The following is a 14,319-nucleotide window of genomic DNA, read 5'->3' on the forward strand; positions in this document are numbered from 1 at the left end:
TTCCGCTCGACTTGCATGTGTTAAGCACGCCGCCAGCGTTCGTCCTGAGCCAGGATCAAACTCTCCAACAAAAACTGTGGAAAAGCGTCCCGGCAGTTAAACAACTGCCAAAGGAATCTCCCACCGAGTCACCCCTAAAAGAGATGAGCCGGCCGGGGTATTACTTAATTGGCACTGGCTTATCAAGCACCCTGTTGAGTTCTCAAAGAACAACCACACCCGGCTGACCGCTCCGGGGCACTTCCAAAACTTTACCCGCTGCTTTCCGTTCCGCCAAATCCGGGTCACGACCCGCATTTGCCCGTACCGAAAAGGCTTTGGGCACCATCATTTCGACCGAATGATCCGCGCGCCGCGAACGGCACAACGATCCACCCTGCCGGGTCAGATGATTTCCTCCAGGACGGCCGCGCCGGATCTCCGAAGAGTTCCGCTCGCTCGCCCGTCTCCCTGGCGGCTCGGAAAACATTACCCGGTCTTCCCCGAACCACCAAATCGACCCCCCATGGTGTGCATCACCGCAGCTGGAGCCCCGCGCGGCTACTACTCCTAGCCAGCCCACCCGCCCTGGGAGCGGACCTTAGCGGCGGCGTGAAGCGAGGACGGGCGTCGTCCACAGGCGGAGAGACGGCACGTCGCCGGTTGTCCACAGGGTCGCCCGGGGAACGGACCGAGGGTGTGGGATGAGCGGGCATCAGCGAGCGGGACGGCCGATGCGGTGCCCAGCGTGTGGAGGAAGGAACCAGTTATGGCGTACGGGGAGCTGGTCGTGGCCAGGGCGACGTCGTCACAGGGACTTGCGACTCAAGCTCGACGAGCGGCCCACTCCCGAGCATCGCGCAACTGGGTGCCATCTCCGGACGCGGTCATGCTCCTCGGATCCCGCTCTCGGCCACGCCCCATCCTGGCGTGTGCAGCCACGGCCGCCGCCGATCGGTCCAGAAAGAACTCGACGGCGGGCCCGGCTCGGCCTCTTCACATCGCGAACGCGAAGACCCCCAGCATCAGGGCGGTGGTCCCGCCGAAGGCTGTCCCACCCAGGAGTATCGCGGCCGGCAGGCTACGACCGTCCAAACGGGCGAGCACGACAGTGGCGATGCCGACCAGGACGGCGGCGAGGACGATGATGGTGAGCAACAGGGCTCGGATCTGCGACGACATGAGGCGGGGCCTTCCTCTGCACGGACCTCTCCATTTGAGAGAGATGCAGGGGAAACTCAACCCGTAAGAACGATCAGCCCGCCGAATCGCGCCGTCAATGGGTTCGAGCAAAGTGCACCGAGATGGTGAAACGGTAGCGGGCGACAGTGGTCCTCTGACCAGGCAACTCGACGCAGCGCGAAGGCGGGAGACTCCCCCTCGGTGCGCCAACCACAGCTTTCCAGGCGCATCCCCAGCAGACCTGCTCGACGGCGCTGTTCTGCGTCATCCCGTCACCGCACGACCGGCGACGCCAGTTGACGAGTTCGTCGACTCGCCGTGCTTTTGCGCGCGCGTCTTCTCCGCCGGCGCCCGATCATGGAACGGCTGCACGTACACGGTCAGCGGTGTCAGTCGGTATGCGACCGGAGGCGCGGATGCTGCGGGAAGTGGGTGAGGTGGGCGTCGGGTACCTCGCCGCTCGGGTGCTGGTGCAACGCTGATGGCCACGGCGTGGATGGAGGGAGTGGCTGATGGCGTACGCGGATGTGGTTCTGGCCGGGGGGAACGTCTTCACGGGGGACGGGGCCGGGCACTCGGGGCTGGCGGTGCGGGGCGACCGGATCGTCGCGGTCGGTGGGGACGAGGTGCGTGAGCTTGCCGGCCCGCAGACCGAGGTGGTCGAGCTCGAGGGGCGGCTGCTGGTTCCGGGGTTTCAGGATGCGCACATCCACGCGGTGATGGGCGGCGTCGAGCTGGGGCAGTGCGACCTGACCGGGACCGTCGAGCTGGACGAGTATCTGCGGCGCGTGCGGCGGTATGCCGACGAGCATCCGGACGCCGAGTGGATTCTCGGGGGCGGGTGGTCGATGGAGAGCTTCGCGAACGGGATCCCGGATCGGCGGCTGCTCGACCAGGTCGTACCGGATCGGCCGGTCTATCTGCTCAACCGGGACCACCACGCGGCGTGGGTGAACACCGTGGCGCTGGAGCGGGCCGGCATCACGGCGAGCACCCCCGACCCGGCCACCGGGCGGATCGACCGGGACGCGGACGGGAATCCGGTCGGGGCGCTGCAGGAGGGGGCGATGGAGCTCGTCGAGGTACCGGACATGACGGCCTCGGAGAAGTACGACGGGCTGATGCGGGCCCAGCAGCTGCTCCTTTCGCTGGGCATCACGGCCTGGCAGGACGCGATGCTGGCGGCGTCCAACGGATATGCGGACGTCTCCGACGCGTACGGGAGAGCCGCCCGGGAAGGAACTCTGGTCGCGACGGTGATCGGGGCGCTGTGGTGGGACCGGGATCTCGGGATCGACCAGATCATCGAGCTGGTGGGCAGACGGGAGGCGCTCAGCGTCGGGCGGCTGCGGTGCGACACGGTCAAGCTGATGCTGGACGGGATCGCGGAGAACTTCACGGCGGCGATGACCGCGCCCTATCGCGACGGGTGCGGGCACGCCACCACCAACCGCGGGTTGTCGTTCATCGATCCGGCGGAACTGCCCGCGTACGTGACCGAACTTGATCGTCAGGGTTTTCAGGCGCATTTCCACGCGCTCGGGGATCGGGCCGTGCGCGACGGGCTGGACGCCGTCGAGGCGGCCCGCAAGGCCAACGGGCCCAGCGACAACCGGCCACATCTGGCTCATCTGCAGGTGGTGCATCCGGACGACGTGCCGCGGTTCGCGCAGCTGGGGGCGACGGCGAACATGCAGCCGTTCTGGGCCGCGCACGAACCGCAGATGGACGAGCTGACCATTCCGTTCCTCGACCAGGAGGCCGTACGCCGGCAGTATCCGTTCGGTGACCTGCGGCGCAGCGGGGCCCGGCTGGCCGGGGGCAGCGACTGGCCGGTGAGCACGCCCGACCCGCTGCGGGGGATCCACGTCGCGGTGAACCGGGTGCTGCCGGGTGAGAGCCGGGAGCCCTTCCTGCCGGAGCAGGCGCTGACTCTGGCCGAGGCGATCACGGCCTACACGGCCGGGTCGGCCTACGTGAACCGGCGGGACGACACCGGGCGTCTGCGCGAGGGTTTCCGGGCCGATCTGGTGGTGCTGGACCGGGACCTGTTCGCGGGGCCGCCCGAGGAGATCGGCGACGCCGCGGTCGCGCTCACCTTCGTGGACGGGACGAGGGTGTTCGGCTGACGCCGGCCGGGGCCAGGCGCTGGGCCGGGATGACGACCGATGCGGCCGGGGTCATCCGCGGGACCAGGGCGCAGACGACGCCGAGCAGGCCCAGGACGGCGATCGCGTCGAGCCAGTAGTGGTTGCCGGTGACGACCACGACGGCGAGCGTGATCGCCGGGTGGGCCAGCCACAGCCAGCGGCGCCAGCCCGCGGTGGTCGACATCAGGGCCAGGGCGACCACGACGGCCCAGCCCACGTGCAGCGACGGCATGGCCGCGTACTGGTTGGAGAGGGTGTCGCTGGCCGGCGAGCCGTAGACCGAGGGACCGAACAGCCGGCCGGTGTCGACGATGCCGACGGCGGACAGCATGCGCGGCGGGGCGAGCGGGAACAGGGCGTGGATGACCAGCGCGAACGCCGTCAGCAGGGCGAGGGTCCGGCGCATCCAGAGGTACGTGTCGGGGCGCCGGACGTACATCCAGACGAGAGCGGCGGCGGTGGCCGGGAAGTGCACGTACGCGTAGAAGCAGTTGGCCAGCCGCACCCACCACTCGTGGCCGAGCAGGGTCTGCTGGAGGCCGGCCTCGCTGGGCAGGTGCAGCGCCCGTTCGAAGTTCCAGACCGCGGACGCGTTGTTCATCGCCTCGGTGACGTGCCCGTCGACCAGCACGCGGCCGAGCTTGTAGGCCAGGAAAAGCACGGCCACGAGGACGAACTCGCGCAGCGCACGGCGAACCGCGATGCCATTCACCCCAGAACCTCCAGACGATCTCGCCGGAGAGCCGACAGCCGAGCCGGCTTCCCAGGATCGTCCAGTAGTTGCAGGCCACGCAATCTTTCCCGATGCGAAACAAATCACACGGCCCAGGCGAACGTCGGACGACGCGTTTGCAAAGATCAAGCAAACGGCGAAGGTACCAACGGGATGCCAGTCTTGTTGATCAGCTCTTCGTCGCTGATGCCGAAGGTTTCGACGATCCGGACACCACCCGGTTCGATCGCGAACGTCGCCACGTCGGTGTAAACCCGACTCACGCAGGCACGACCGGTCAGCGGATAGGTGCACTCGGGCACGAGCTTGGACGACCCGTCCCGGGCGAACAGGCTCATCATCACGAAGACCTGCCGGGCCCCGATGGCCAGGTCCATCGCCCCGCCCACGGCCGGGATGGCGTCGGGCGCGCCGGTCGACCAGTTGGCCAGGTCGCCGGCCGCGGACACCTGGAACGCGCCCATCACGCAGACGTCGAGGTGGCCGCCGCGCATCATCGCGAACGAGTCGGCGTGGTGGAAGTACGCGGCGCCGGGCCGCTCGGTGACCGGCTGCTTGCCCGCGTTGGTCAGGTCGGGGTCGACCTCGTCGCCGGTGGCCGGCGGGCCCATGCCGAGCATGCCGTTCTCGGTGTGCAGGACGACCCCACTGCCGGGGCGCAGGTAGTCGGCGACCAGGGTGGGCTGCCCGATGCCCAGGTTGACGTAGGCGCCGTCGGGGATGTCGCGGGCCACGATCTCGGCCATCTGCTCGCGGGACAGGCTCACGGCAGCACCAGCCGATCGACGTAGATGGCGGGGGTCACGACCGCTTCGGGGTCGAGCTCGCCGGGCTCGACGATCCGGGACACCTGGGCGATCGTCACGGTGGCGGCGGTGGCCATCACCGGGCCGAAGTTGCGGGCGGTCTTGCGGTAGACCAGGTTGCCGGTCCGGTCGGCCACGTGCGCGCGGATCAGCGCGACGTCGCCGCGGATCGGGTACTCCAGCACGTACTCCCGGCCGTCGATGACCCGCGACTCCTTGCCCTCGGCGAGCGGCGTACCCACCCCGGTCGGGCTGAAGAAGGCACCGATCCCGGCTCCGGCCGCGCGCATCCGCTCGGCCAGATTGCCCTGGGGCACGAGCTCGAGCTCGATCCGGCCGTCCCGGTAGAGGCGGTCGAACACCCACGAGTCGGCCTGCCGCGGGAACGAGCACACCACCTTGCGGACGCGCCCGGCCGCCAGCAGGGCCGCGAGCCCGGTGTCGCCGTTGCCCGCGTTGTTGCTGACGATCGTCAGGCCGGTGGCGCCGTACTCGATCAGCGCGTCGATCAGGTCGACCGGCATCCCGGCCATCCCGAAGCCGCCGACCAGCACGGTGTCGCCGTCCCGCACGGCCGCCACAGCGTCGGCGGCCGACATGATCGACGCGGTCATCCGGCGCCGCCCACGGTGAGCGCGGTCATTCGGCGTCCTCGGTCAGCACCCGCTGGGCGATGCGGAACGCGGTGTTGGCGGCGGGCACGCCACAGTAGATCGCGGTCTGCAGCAGCACTTCCTTGATCTCGTCGTCGGTCAGCCCGTTGGTGCGGGCGGCGCGCACGTGCATCGCCAGCTCCTCCTGGTGCCCGAGAGCGACGAGCGCGGTCAGGGTGATCATCGAGCGGCTGCGGCGGTCCAGGCCGGGGCGGGTCCAGATCTCTCCCCAGGCGTACGCGGTGATGAGCTCCTGGAAATCGCGGGTGAACCCGGTCGTGCCGTCGATCGCCCGGTCGACGTGCGCGTCGCCGAGCACCTGGCGCCGCACGCTCATGCCGGCTGCGCGCACCCGCTCGATCGTCGGTGAGCCGCTGAACTGTTCGTCCAGCAGCGCGGCGACCTCGGCCGGCTTCTCGGCGGGCGCGAGATGAGCGACATTTTCCAGTACGACGTAACGCCCGTTCCGCACTCCCGAGGCGATCGCGGCCAGCCCGTCCGGGGGTGTCGGCTGGTCGGCCGCACCGGCGATCGCCAGTACAGGTGCGGTGATCTCGCCGAGACGGTCGCGGACGTCGAACGCCGCCAAGGCCTCGCAGACCAACGCATAGCTCTCCGGGTCGGTGGCCCGCAGCGATGCGATCAGCGCGGCCACGACTCCGGGCGCTCGCTGGGCGAAACCGGGCGCGAACCATCGCTGCTGCGATCCGGCGACAATCGCCGTGATGCCGTCGGCCCGCACGGTCTCGGCGCGCTGCCGCCATCCGGTGGCCTCGCCGATCTTGGCGCCGGTGCAGATCAGGGCGGCCGACTCGACCCGCTCGGGCGCGTCGAGCAGCAGCTGCAGCCCCGTCGCACCACCCACCGAGACGCCCGCATAGCGAAACTGCTCGCCGGGGCGCAGTTCGTCGGCCAAGGCGATTACCCCGCGGGCCAAGCCGGCGACGCCGAACCCGCCGGGCGCCGGTTCGCTGTGGCCGTGGCCGGGCAGGTCCCAGCCGACGATGTGGTGACCGGTCTTCAGCAATTCGGCGCAGCGCCGCCAGAGTGTCTCGGACGAGGTGCCGAGCGACGGTCCGAGCAGCAGCAACGGCTGCCCGGGGGCGTCGACGATCGTGGTCGCGGTCAGCATGGCTACTCCCCCGCTCGCGCCAGTGCGGCGTCGATGATCTCGTCAGTGGCGCCCCGGTACGAGCCAGCGGTGGGTGCGCCCCGAGCACCAGTGGCGGGCGCTCCCTCGGAGCCGGCGGCGTGCGCTCCCCCGGTCTCGGCGCGGCCGGAATCGTCGCCGGGTCCGGCGATGCCGGAACTGACGGCGCGCCCGGCGCCGCCGGAATCGGCGCCGGGTCCGGCGATGCCGGAACTAGCGGCGTGCCCGGCGCTGCCGGAATCGGCGCCGGGCCCGGCGATGCCGGAACTAGCGGCGCGCCCGGCGCTGCCGGAACTGACGGCGCGCCCGGCGCGGCCGGCATCGGCGCCGGGTCCGGCGCTGCCGGAACTGACGGCGCGCCCGGCGCGGCCGGCATCGAGGTCGGGTCCGGCGCTGCCGGAACTGACGGCGCGCCCGGCGCGGCCGGCATCGAGGTCGGGTGTGGCTGCGGTCTCGTATTTGCGCTGCTCGGCGTCGATGCCCGGGCGGGCCGCGGCCAGCGTGGCGGCCATCCGGGCCGCGTCGACGCGCAGGCCGGTGAGCAGGTCGGTGGTCTGGGAACCGGCGGTCACCGTGCGGCGGGCCAGGGTGCGCAGGGTGGCCCACTCGACGTGCCAGGCACCGTCGGCGCGCTCGTCCACCATCGTCGCGGCCGCCGTGTGCAGGGTGGCGGCCAGCGGCGGTGCGGCCAGCGCGGCCCGGCGGACCAGGACGGCCAGGGTCGGGTTGCGCTTGTCCGGCATGGCGGACGATCCCCCGGTCACGGCCAGGGACAGCTCGCCGATCTCGGGGCGGGTCAGCGTGAGCACGTCGGCGGCGATCCGGCCCCAGGCGTCGGTGCAGGTCACGAGCGCGTCGCCGAGGCGGGTGAACGGGGCCCGGCCGGTGTGCCAGGGCTGGTGCAGGGGCAGGCCGAGCCGGGCCGCGGTGGCGGCGACGCGGGCCACGGCCCGGTCGGGCGAGCCTTCGAGGGCGACGACGGCGGCCAGGCTGCCGGCCGCGCCGCCGATCTGGACCGGCAACGTCGCGGCGGTCACGGCGTCGCGGGCGTCGAGCACACTCTGCAGCCAGGACGCGGCCTTGAGTCCGAAAGTGATCGGGACGGCGTGCTGGGTGAGGGTGCGGCCCGCCATGTCCGTGTGGCGGTGCCGGTCGGCGAGGGCGGCCAGGAGGCGTACGTGGGAACCCAGATCTTGAAGCAGTTGATCTTTCGCCTGGAGAAGGCAGAGCACGAGGGCCGTGTCGAGCACGTCCTGGCTGGTCAGGCCCTGGTGCAGACGCTCGTCGGCGCCGCGGGAGCGCATGAGGGCCAGCAGTGGGATGACCGGGTTGCCGCCCTCCTCGGCCGCGGAGGCCAGCGCGGGCAGATCGGCCGGACCGGCCAGGGCGGAGAGATCGGTGTCGATCCAGGCCGACTCGACCCGCAGCAGGGCGGCCAGCACGCTCGCGTCGGAACAGAGGTCGCCGGCGCGGGCGTCACCCGGCCACAGCAGATCGGTCACCGGGCCTGGCCGGGATAGCTCAGGAACACCGTCTCACCCTTGCCTTGAAGACGAGAATCGCCCTGGAGGTGGATGTCGAAGAGCAGCCCGCGCTCCTCGCGCGTGGTGATCAGCGTAGCCCGCAACTCGGCGGAGAGCCCGTCGAGCAGCGCATCCGGTTCGTCGCCGGGCAGATAGGCGCGGGTGAACAGCCGGTCGGTCAGTCCGCGCGCGAACACGGTGACGGCGAAGAACGGACGCCGGCCGGGCTCGGTGGCGCCCGGGAGCAGGGTGGAGAACCAGTAGTGGCCGTCGCCGTCGGTCTGCGCGCGCCCCCAGCCGGTGAAGGTGAAGCCGTCGCGGTGGAACGAGCCGGTCCCGCGCGGGATCCGGCCGGTCGGATCGGCCTGCCAGAGTTCGATCACGGCGTCCGGAACTCCGGTTCCGTCGCCGTCGAGGACGCGCCCGTGGAGGCGTACGGCATCGGGGTGGGAAGCCGGGACCAGCAGGTTGCCGCCGTCGAAGGGCAGGCCGAGGTGGAAGAACGGGCCGACGGTCTGGCCCGGCGCGAAGCTCACTGCTCCTCCAGGGGGGTCCGGTGGGTGCCGCTCAGGACGATGTCCCACCGGTAGCCGAGGCTGTACTCCGGTTTCGTCAGCTCGTGGTCGTAGGTCGCGACCAGGAGCGAGCGGGCCTTGGCGTCGGTGATCGACTGGTAGATCGGGTCGAGGTCGAACAGCGGGTCGCCCGGGAAGTACATCTGGGTGACCAGACGCTGGGTGAAATCGGTGCCGAACAGCGAGAAGTGGATGTGGGCGGGCCGCCAGGCGTTGACGTGATTGCGCCACGGGTAGGCGCCCGGCTTGATCGTCTGGAACGAGTAGACCCCGTCGGCGTCGGTCAGGCAGCGACCCGCGCCCACGAAATTAGGGTCGTGCGGGGCCGGATGCTGGTCGCGCTGATGCCAGTACCGGCCGGACGCGTTGGCCTGCCAGATCTCGACGAGCTGGTGCCGCACCGGGCGGCCCTCGCCGTCGGTGATCCGGCCGGTGACCACCATCCGCTCCCCCAGCGGCTCGCCCGAGCGCTGGATGGTCAGGTCGGCCTCGGTGGCGGCGACGTCGGCCGAACCGAAGCAGGGCGCCCACAGCTCGACGCCCTCGGGGTCGACCACCAGCCGGTCGCGGGTCGGGTGCCGGAGCACGCTGCTGCGGTAGGGCGGATAGTTCAGGCGCGGCTGCGGCCCCCCGCTCCCCCGTAGCTCCTCGATCTCGCGATTGATCTCCGCCTGGGTCGTCACCTGGCCGACGCTAGTCGAGGTCCCGTTCGGGCGACGAGGCTAGGCTTCCGTCCAGCGGAAGGAATGTGATGGCTGCGAGCGTGACGTCCCGGGCCCTCGCCGTGCTCGGCGCCTTCGACCCGGACCATCGAAGCCTGTCGCTGAGCGAGATCGGGCGGCGGGCCGGATTGCCCCTGGCCACCGCGCACCGGCTGGTCGGCGAACTGCACGCGTGGGGCGCGCTGGCCCGGCGGCCGTCGGGCGAATACGTGATCGGGCGGCGGATGTGGGACCTCGGGCTGCTCGCGCCGGTGCAGTCCGGGTTGCGCGAGGCGGCTTCGCCGTTCCTGTACGACCTGTACGGCGCGACACTGGCCACCGTGCACCTCGCTGTGCGGGACGGGTGCGAGGCGCTCTACGTCGACCGGCTGTCCGGCCACGAGTCGGTGCCGGTGGTCAGCACGATCGGGTCGCGGCTCCCGCTGCACGCCACCGGGGTGGGCAAGGTGCTGCTGGCGTACGCGCCGGACGAGGTGCGGCAGGAGGCGTTCGGACGGCTGGTGCGGGTCACGCCGTACACGGTCACGCAGCCGGCCCGGCTCGCCGAGCAACTCCGCAAGGTCCGCATCGACGGGTTCGCCACCACGGCCGAGGAGATGAGCGCGGGGGCAAGTTCAATAGCGGTTCCCGTACGCGGTAAAGGCGACGACGTCGTGGCGGCGCTCGGCATCGTGGTGGCCGATCTGCGCCGCGAACAGGCCCGGCTGGTGGCCGCCCTGCGGGTGGCGTCGAGCGGGATCAGCCGGACGCTGGGCTTGTCCTCCAGCGGCGACTGACGTTGGCTGGAGGCCATGCGCACCCAGGTCGCCATCATCGGCGCCGGCCCGGCCGGTCTGCTCCTCGCCCATCTGCTGCACCGCGGCGGCGTCGACGCGGTGGTGATCGAGACACGGTCGCAGGAGTACGTGGCGGCGCGGATCCGGGCCGGAATTCTGGAGAGCTCGAGCGTCGACCTGCTCACGTCGGCCGGCCTGGGCGACCGGATCCGCCGGGAGGGGCACGAGCATCGGGGCATCTATCTGCAGACGCCGGACGGGCGGCACCACCTCGACTTCGTCGACCTGACCGGGCGCAGTGTCTGGGTCTACGGGCAGACCGAGGTGCAGAAGGATCTCGTCGCGGCGGGCACCGCCCAGGTTTTTTACGGGGCGGCGTCGGTGGCGTTGCACTCGCTCTCGTCGCGCCCGTTCGTCACTTTTACCGATTCGTCCGGTTCTGACCAGCGGCTCGACGCGGACGTGATCGCCGGGTGCGACGGGTCGTTCGGGCCGTCCCGGTCGTTCTTCGATTCTTCTGTGGAGCGGGTGTATCCGTACTCGTGGCTCGGGATCCTGGCCGACGTGGCGCCCTCGACCGACGAGCTGATCTACGCGTGGCATCCGGACGGGTTCGCGCTGCACTCGATGCGGTCGGACACGGTCAGCCGGCTCTATCTGCAGGTGCCGAACGGGACCGACCCGGCCGGCTGGTCCGACGACCGGATCTGGAGCGCGCTGGCGACCCGGCTCGGCGACGGGCAGGACGGCTGGAAGCTGACGCCCGGGCCGATCACCGACAAGAGCGTGCTGCCGATGCGCAGCTATGTGCAGACCCCGATGCGGCGGGGGCGGCTGTTCGTGGCGGGCGACGCGGCGCACATCGTGCCGCCGACCGGGGCCAAGGGGCTGAATCTGGCCATCGCCGACGTGGCGCTGCTGAGCCGGGCGCTGGTCGCGCTGCTCGTCGAGGGAGATTCGCGCCGGGCCGACTCGTACTCGGACGACGCGCTGCGGCGGGTGTGGCGGTGCACGCATTTCTCGTGGTGGATGACGACGATGCTGCATGCGAGCGGGGACCCGTTCGACGAGCAGCTGCAGCTGTCGCAACTGCGCTGGGTGACGTCGAGTGCGGCCGGGGCGGCGGGGCTGGCCGAGAACTACGCGGGGCTGCCGATCGGGTTCTGACAAATGCACAGATGAAGATATGCGCAGGTCACGGCCGATGGAATTCACCCGCGTCGGGTAGTGGTGCCCGGCGGCGGGGCGGGTAAGTTGGGGCGCGCCCGCACCCGCATTGGAGTGACCTTTGACCGCCCCGGCTCCCGCTCCTCCGAAACCCGAGACGCCGGAGCGCAGGATCGGGTCGCTCGAGGTGCTGGCGGCGCTGCTGGTGCTGCTGGTGGTGTTCCGCGGGCCGCTGTCCTCGCTGGTGTCCGGGCCGGCGCTGCAGACGTGGACGACCGTGTTCGTCTCGGTGCTCGTCCAGGCCGCTCCGTTCCTGGTTTTCGGCGTGGCGTTGTCGGCCGTGATCGCCGTCTACGTGCCCCGGTCGTTCTGGGCCAGGGCCCTGCCCAGCCACCCCGCGCTGGCCGTGCCGACGGCTGGGCTGGCCGGTGTCGTGCTGCCCGGCTGCGAGTGCGGCAGCGTGCCGATCGCCGGGTCGCTGATCCGGCGCGGGGTCACGCCCGCCGCCGCGCTGGCCTTCCTGCTGGCCGCGCCCGCGATCAACCCGATCGTGCTGACCGCGACGGTGATCGCCTTCCCCGGCCGGCCCGAGATGGCGGTCGCCCGCGGGGTGGCCAGCCTGGCCGTGGCCGTGCTGATCGGCTGGCTGTGGCTGCGCCTCGGCAAGACCGAGTGGATCCGGCTGCCGCACCGGCCCGAGCTGGACGACCTGTCGCGGGCGCGCGCGTTCTGGGCCGCCTGCCGGCACGACGTCCTGCACGCGGGCGGCTTCCTGGTCATCGGCGCGGCCGCCGCGGCCACGATCAACGTGGTGGTGCCGGAATCCTGGCTGACCGGCCTGGCCGCCAACGAACTGCTGTCGATCCTCGCGCTCGCCGTGCTCGCCGTCCTGCTGTCCATCTGCAGTGAGGCCGACGCCTTCGTGGCCGCCTCGCTCAGCCAGTTCTCGCTCACGTCCCGGTTGGTGTTCCTGGTGGTGGGTCCGATGGTCGACCTCAAACTGATCTCGATGCAGACCGGCGTGTTCGGCCGCCGGTTCGCGTCCCGGTTCGCGCCGGCCACGTTCGTCATGGCGATCCTGGTCGCCACCGTCACCGGGGCGGTGCTGCTGTGAACCGGCTGACCCAGGGCGTGGTGCTGCTGCTGTTCGGGGGCGCGATCCTGCGGGCCTCGATGACCGACCTCTACCTGCGTTACGTCAAGGAGGGGCTGCGGCCGTTCCTGATCGCGACCGGGGTGCTGCTGGTCGCGGCGGCCGTCATGACGATCTGGTACTCGTTCCGCGCTGCCACTACTCATGCTGACGACGACCAGGGCCACGATCATCACGGGCCCGGTGTCGGCTGGCTGCTCATCCTGCCCGTGCTGGGACTGCTGCTGGTGGCGCCGCCGGCCCTGGGGTCGTACGCGGCCAACCAGGCGGGCAGCGTCGTGGTGGCGGCCGGCGACTCGAACTATCCGCCGCTGCCCGAGGGCGACCCGGTCGAACTGTCCATCCTCGACTACGCGTCCCGGGCCCTCTTCGATGCGGGCAAGAGCCTCGAGGGTCGCGACCTGCGGCTGACCGGCTTCATCACCACGGCCCCGGACGGCTCGCCGATGCTGGCCCGGATCGTGCTGTCCTGCTGCGCCGCCGACGGCCGGCCGATCAAGCTCGGGATGACCGGCCGCCCGCCGGTCGACGTGCCCGCCGACACCTGGATCGAGGTCACCGGGGTCTACTCGGCCCAGACGTCCAAAGACCCGGTGAACAACGTCGACGTGGCCTTCATCGAGGTGAAGACCTGGCAGGAAGTCGCCCAGCCCAAGCAGCCGTACGCGTGACGGCCGTTCGCCGGTCGGCGGTCGCGGCCCTGGTGGTGGCCCTGGGTGCGGGCGGGGCGCTGCTCGCGGGTCGTCCGGGTGGCTCTCCGCAGCCGGCCCCGCCCGCACGGGCCGCCGCGACGACCGCGTGGCCGGGCGCGTCGCGGTCCGACATGCCGGCCGGACTCAAGGACGGGCCGCTGTTCACGCCGGTGCTGTTCCTGGACGCGACGACCGCGCTCGGCACGGCGCCGACGCCGGCGGGCGCCGAGTCACGGCTGCTGATCCGGACCGGCGACCGGATCCGCGAACTGCGCCGGCTGCCGCTCGACGACAACCCGCAGTTCGAGGCGTTCACGGCGAGTGGCGACCAGATCTTCTGGGCCGAGTCGACGACGGCGTCCCCGGGCGTACGGCTGTGGACCGCGGATCGGGCGGGCGGGCCGGCCCGGCAGCTGACTGCCGACACCGGGAACGCGGTGTTCTACGGCAACCAGTACGACCTGTCGGTGGCCGACGGGCAGGTGCACTGGACCGCGGCGCCCACCTCGTCGGCCGACTCGACCCAGGTGCGGTCGATTTCGGTGGGCGGGGGCAAGGTTTCCGTACGGACGGAACCCGGTCAATGGTCGATGTCGGCCTGGCCGTGGCTCGTCGACGACGGCAGCAGCTCGGGTGAGCCGCGCCTGCGCAACGTGGCCACGGCCCGGGACACGCCGATCACGAGCACGGGCGTCGAGCAGCTGACCTGTTCGCCGGTGTGGTGCCGGGCAATGGTGCTGGGTGACGGCGCCCTGGCCCGCATCGACATCGTCCACCCGGACGGCACCGGCCGCCGCAGGATCGCGGGCTCGGCGGCCCAGGCCGCGGTGACCGACGTGGCGATCCTGGACCGCTTCGAGATCCTGGCCGAGGCCGGGCCCGGCACCGACCTGACCGGCCAGGCCGGGCTGGTCGTCTACGACATCGCGACCAGCCGCACGGTCGACGTCGCCACGGACGCCGACGGGGCCTTCACCCGCAACGGCATGCTGTGGTGGTCGACCACCACGGGCGACGAGGAGATCACCTGGCACGCACTCGACCTGCGGACGGTCTGA

Annotated in this window: 14 protein-coding genes and 1 rRNA gene; 6 read left to right on the forward strand and 9 right to left on the reverse strand. The window is 71.2% G+C overall.

The window, feature by feature from the left end; genetic code table 11:
• Positions 1 to 71: ribosomal RNA gene (locus tag KOI35_RS37295) — 16S ribosomal RNA — on the reverse strand; the annotation flags it as partial.
• 904 nt (positions 72 to 975) lie between these two features.
• Positions 976 to 1,161 (reverse strand): hypothetical protein, encoded by a 186-nt coding sequence (locus KOI35_RS37300; protein ID WP_215793504.1) that lies wholly within the window; start codon positions 1,159 to 1,161, stop codon positions 976 to 978.
• A 512-nt stretch (positions 1,162 to 1,673) separates the two neighbouring features.
• On the opposite strand from KOI35_RS37300, the gene KOI35_RS37305 reads away from it, so the two are divergent.
• Positions 1,674 to 3,290: an amidohydrolase gene (locus KOI35_RS37305; protein ID WP_246614422.1), complete on the forward strand. Its 1,617-nt coding sequence runs from the start codon at positions 1,674 to 1,676 to the stop codon at positions 3,288 to 3,290.
• Here the strand turns inward: KOI35_RS37305 and KOI35_RS37310 are convergent.
• From KOI35_RS37310 to pcaH, 7 genes are all read right to left on the reverse strand, one after another.
• Positions 3,256 to 4,023 carry a phosphatase PAP2 family protein gene (locus tag KOI35_RS37310; RefSeq protein WP_215793506.1) on the reverse strand — a complete coding sequence of 256 codons (768 nt, stop codon included), beginning with the start codon at positions 4,021 to 4,023 and terminating at the stop codon, positions 3,256 to 3,258. The two genes, KOI35_RS37305 and KOI35_RS37310, sit on opposite strands and share 35 nt — an antisense overlap.
• Positions 4,024 to 4,169: 146 nt before the next feature.
• Positions 4,170 to 4,811: a 3-oxoacid CoA-transferase subunit B gene (locus KOI35_RS37315; RefSeq protein WP_308121323.1), complete on the reverse strand. Its 642-nt coding sequence runs from the start codon at positions 4,809 to 4,811 to the stop codon at positions 4,170 to 4,172.
• Complete coding sequence (locus KOI35_RS37320; protein ID WP_215793508.1) at positions 4,808 to 5,464, reverse strand: 3-oxoacid CoA-transferase subunit A; 657 nt, start codon at positions 5,462 to 5,464, stop codon at positions 4,808 to 4,810. Before KOI35_RS37320 ends, KOI35_RS37315 begins: the two co-directional genes overlap by 4 nt.
• A gap of 25 nt (positions 5,465 to 5,489) precedes the next feature.
• Positions 5,490 to 6,635: a bifunctional 3-oxoadipate enol-lactonase/4-carboxymuconolactone decarboxylase PcaDC gene (gene pcaDC / locus KOI35_RS49370; RefSeq protein ID WP_215793510.1), complete on the reverse strand. Its 1,146-nt coding sequence runs from the start codon at positions 6,633 to 6,635 to the stop codon at positions 5,490 to 5,492.
• A 2-nt stretch (positions 6,636 to 6,637) separates the two neighbouring features.
• A complete protein-coding gene (locus KOI35_RS37330; protein WP_308121324.1) occupies positions 6,638 to 8,155 on the reverse strand; it encodes a lyase family protein in 1,518 nt (505 codons plus the stop codon).
• A complete protein-coding gene (gene pcaG / locus KOI35_RS37335) occupies positions 8,152 to 8,712 on the reverse strand; it encodes a protocatechuate 3,4-dioxygenase subunit alpha (protein WP_215793512.1) in 561 nt (186 codons plus the stop codon). Before pcaG ends, KOI35_RS37330 begins: the two co-directional genes overlap by 4 nt.
• Complete coding sequence (gene pcaH, locus KOI35_RS37340; protein ID WP_215793515.1) at positions 8,709 to 9,434, reverse strand: protocatechuate 3,4-dioxygenase subunit beta; 726 nt, start codon at positions 9,432 to 9,434, stop codon at positions 8,709 to 8,711. Before pcaH ends, pcaG begins: the two co-directional genes overlap by 4 nt.
• A 68-nt stretch (positions 9,435 to 9,502) precedes the next feature.
• Between pcaH and KOI35_RS37345 the strand changes: the two genes are divergently transcribed.
• The 5 genes from KOI35_RS37345 to KOI35_RS37365 all read left to right on the forward strand — a co-directional run bounded on the left by KOI35_RS37345 (position 9,503) and on the right by KOI35_RS37365 (position 14,319).
• Positions 9,503 to 10,249 carry an IclR family transcriptional regulator gene (locus KOI35_RS37345; RefSeq protein WP_215793517.1) on the forward strand — a complete coding sequence of 249 codons (747 nt, stop codon included), beginning with the start codon at positions 9,503 to 9,505 and terminating at the stop codon, positions 10,247 to 10,249.
• 15 nt (positions 10,250 to 10,264) lie between these two features.
• Positions 10,265 to 11,416, forward strand: coding sequence for a 4-hydroxybenzoate 3-monooxygenase (locus KOI35_RS37350; RefSeq protein ID WP_215793520.1), 1,152 nt, complete (start codon positions 10,265 to 10,267; stop codon positions 11,414 to 11,416).
• A gap of 121 nt (positions 11,417 to 11,537) precedes the next feature.
• A complete protein-coding gene (locus KOI35_RS37355) occupies positions 11,538 to 12,530 on the forward strand; it encodes a permease (protein ID WP_215793522.1) in 993 nt (330 codons plus the stop codon).
• Complete coding sequence (locus KOI35_RS37360; protein ID WP_215793524.1) at positions 12,527 to 13,240, forward strand: TIGR03943 family putative permease subunit; 714 nt, start codon at positions 12,527 to 12,529, stop codon at positions 13,238 to 13,240. The genes KOI35_RS37355 and KOI35_RS37360 overlap by 4 nt, the downstream gene beginning before the upstream one ends.
• A complete protein-coding gene (locus tag KOI35_RS37365; protein WP_215793526.1) occupies positions 13,237 to 14,319 on the forward strand; it encodes a hypothetical protein in 1,083 nt (360 codons plus the stop codon). The genes KOI35_RS37360 and KOI35_RS37365 overlap by 4 nt, the downstream gene beginning before the upstream one ends.

This window comes from Paractinoplanes bogorensis, from assembly GCF_018829635.1.
Classification (GTDB): Bacteria; Actinomycetota; Actinomycetes; order Mycobacteriales; family Micromonosporaceae; genus Actinoplanes; species Actinoplanes bogorensis.

What these genes read in the sequence shown, in the direction of transcription:
- KOI35_RS37300 (WP_215793504.1), bottom strand. Translation starts at nt 1,161, where the DNA reads ATGTCGTCGCAGATCCGAGCCCTGTTGCTCACCATCATCGTCCTCGCC.
- KOI35_RS37305 (WP_246614422.1), top strand. Translation starts at nt 1,674, where the DNA reads ATGGCGTACGCGGATGTGGTTCTGGCCGGGGGGAACGTCTTCACGGGG.
- KOI35_RS37320 (WP_215793508.1), bottom strand. Translation starts at nt 5,464, where the DNA reads ATGACCGCGTCGATCATGTCGGCCGCCGACGCTGTGGCGGCCGTGCGG.
- pcaDC (WP_215793510.1), bottom strand. Translation starts at nt 6,635, where the DNA reads ATGCTGACCGCGACCACGATCGTCGACGCCCCCGGGCAGCCGTTGCTG.
- KOI35_RS37345 (WP_215793517.1), top strand. Translation starts at nt 9,503, where the DNA reads ATGGCTGCGAGCGTGACGTCCCGGGCCCTCGCCGTGCTCGGCGCCTTC.
- KOI35_RS37350 (WP_215793520.1), top strand. Translation starts at nt 10,265, where the DNA reads ATGCGCACCCAGGTCGCCATCATCGGCGCCGGCCCGGCCGGTCTGCTC.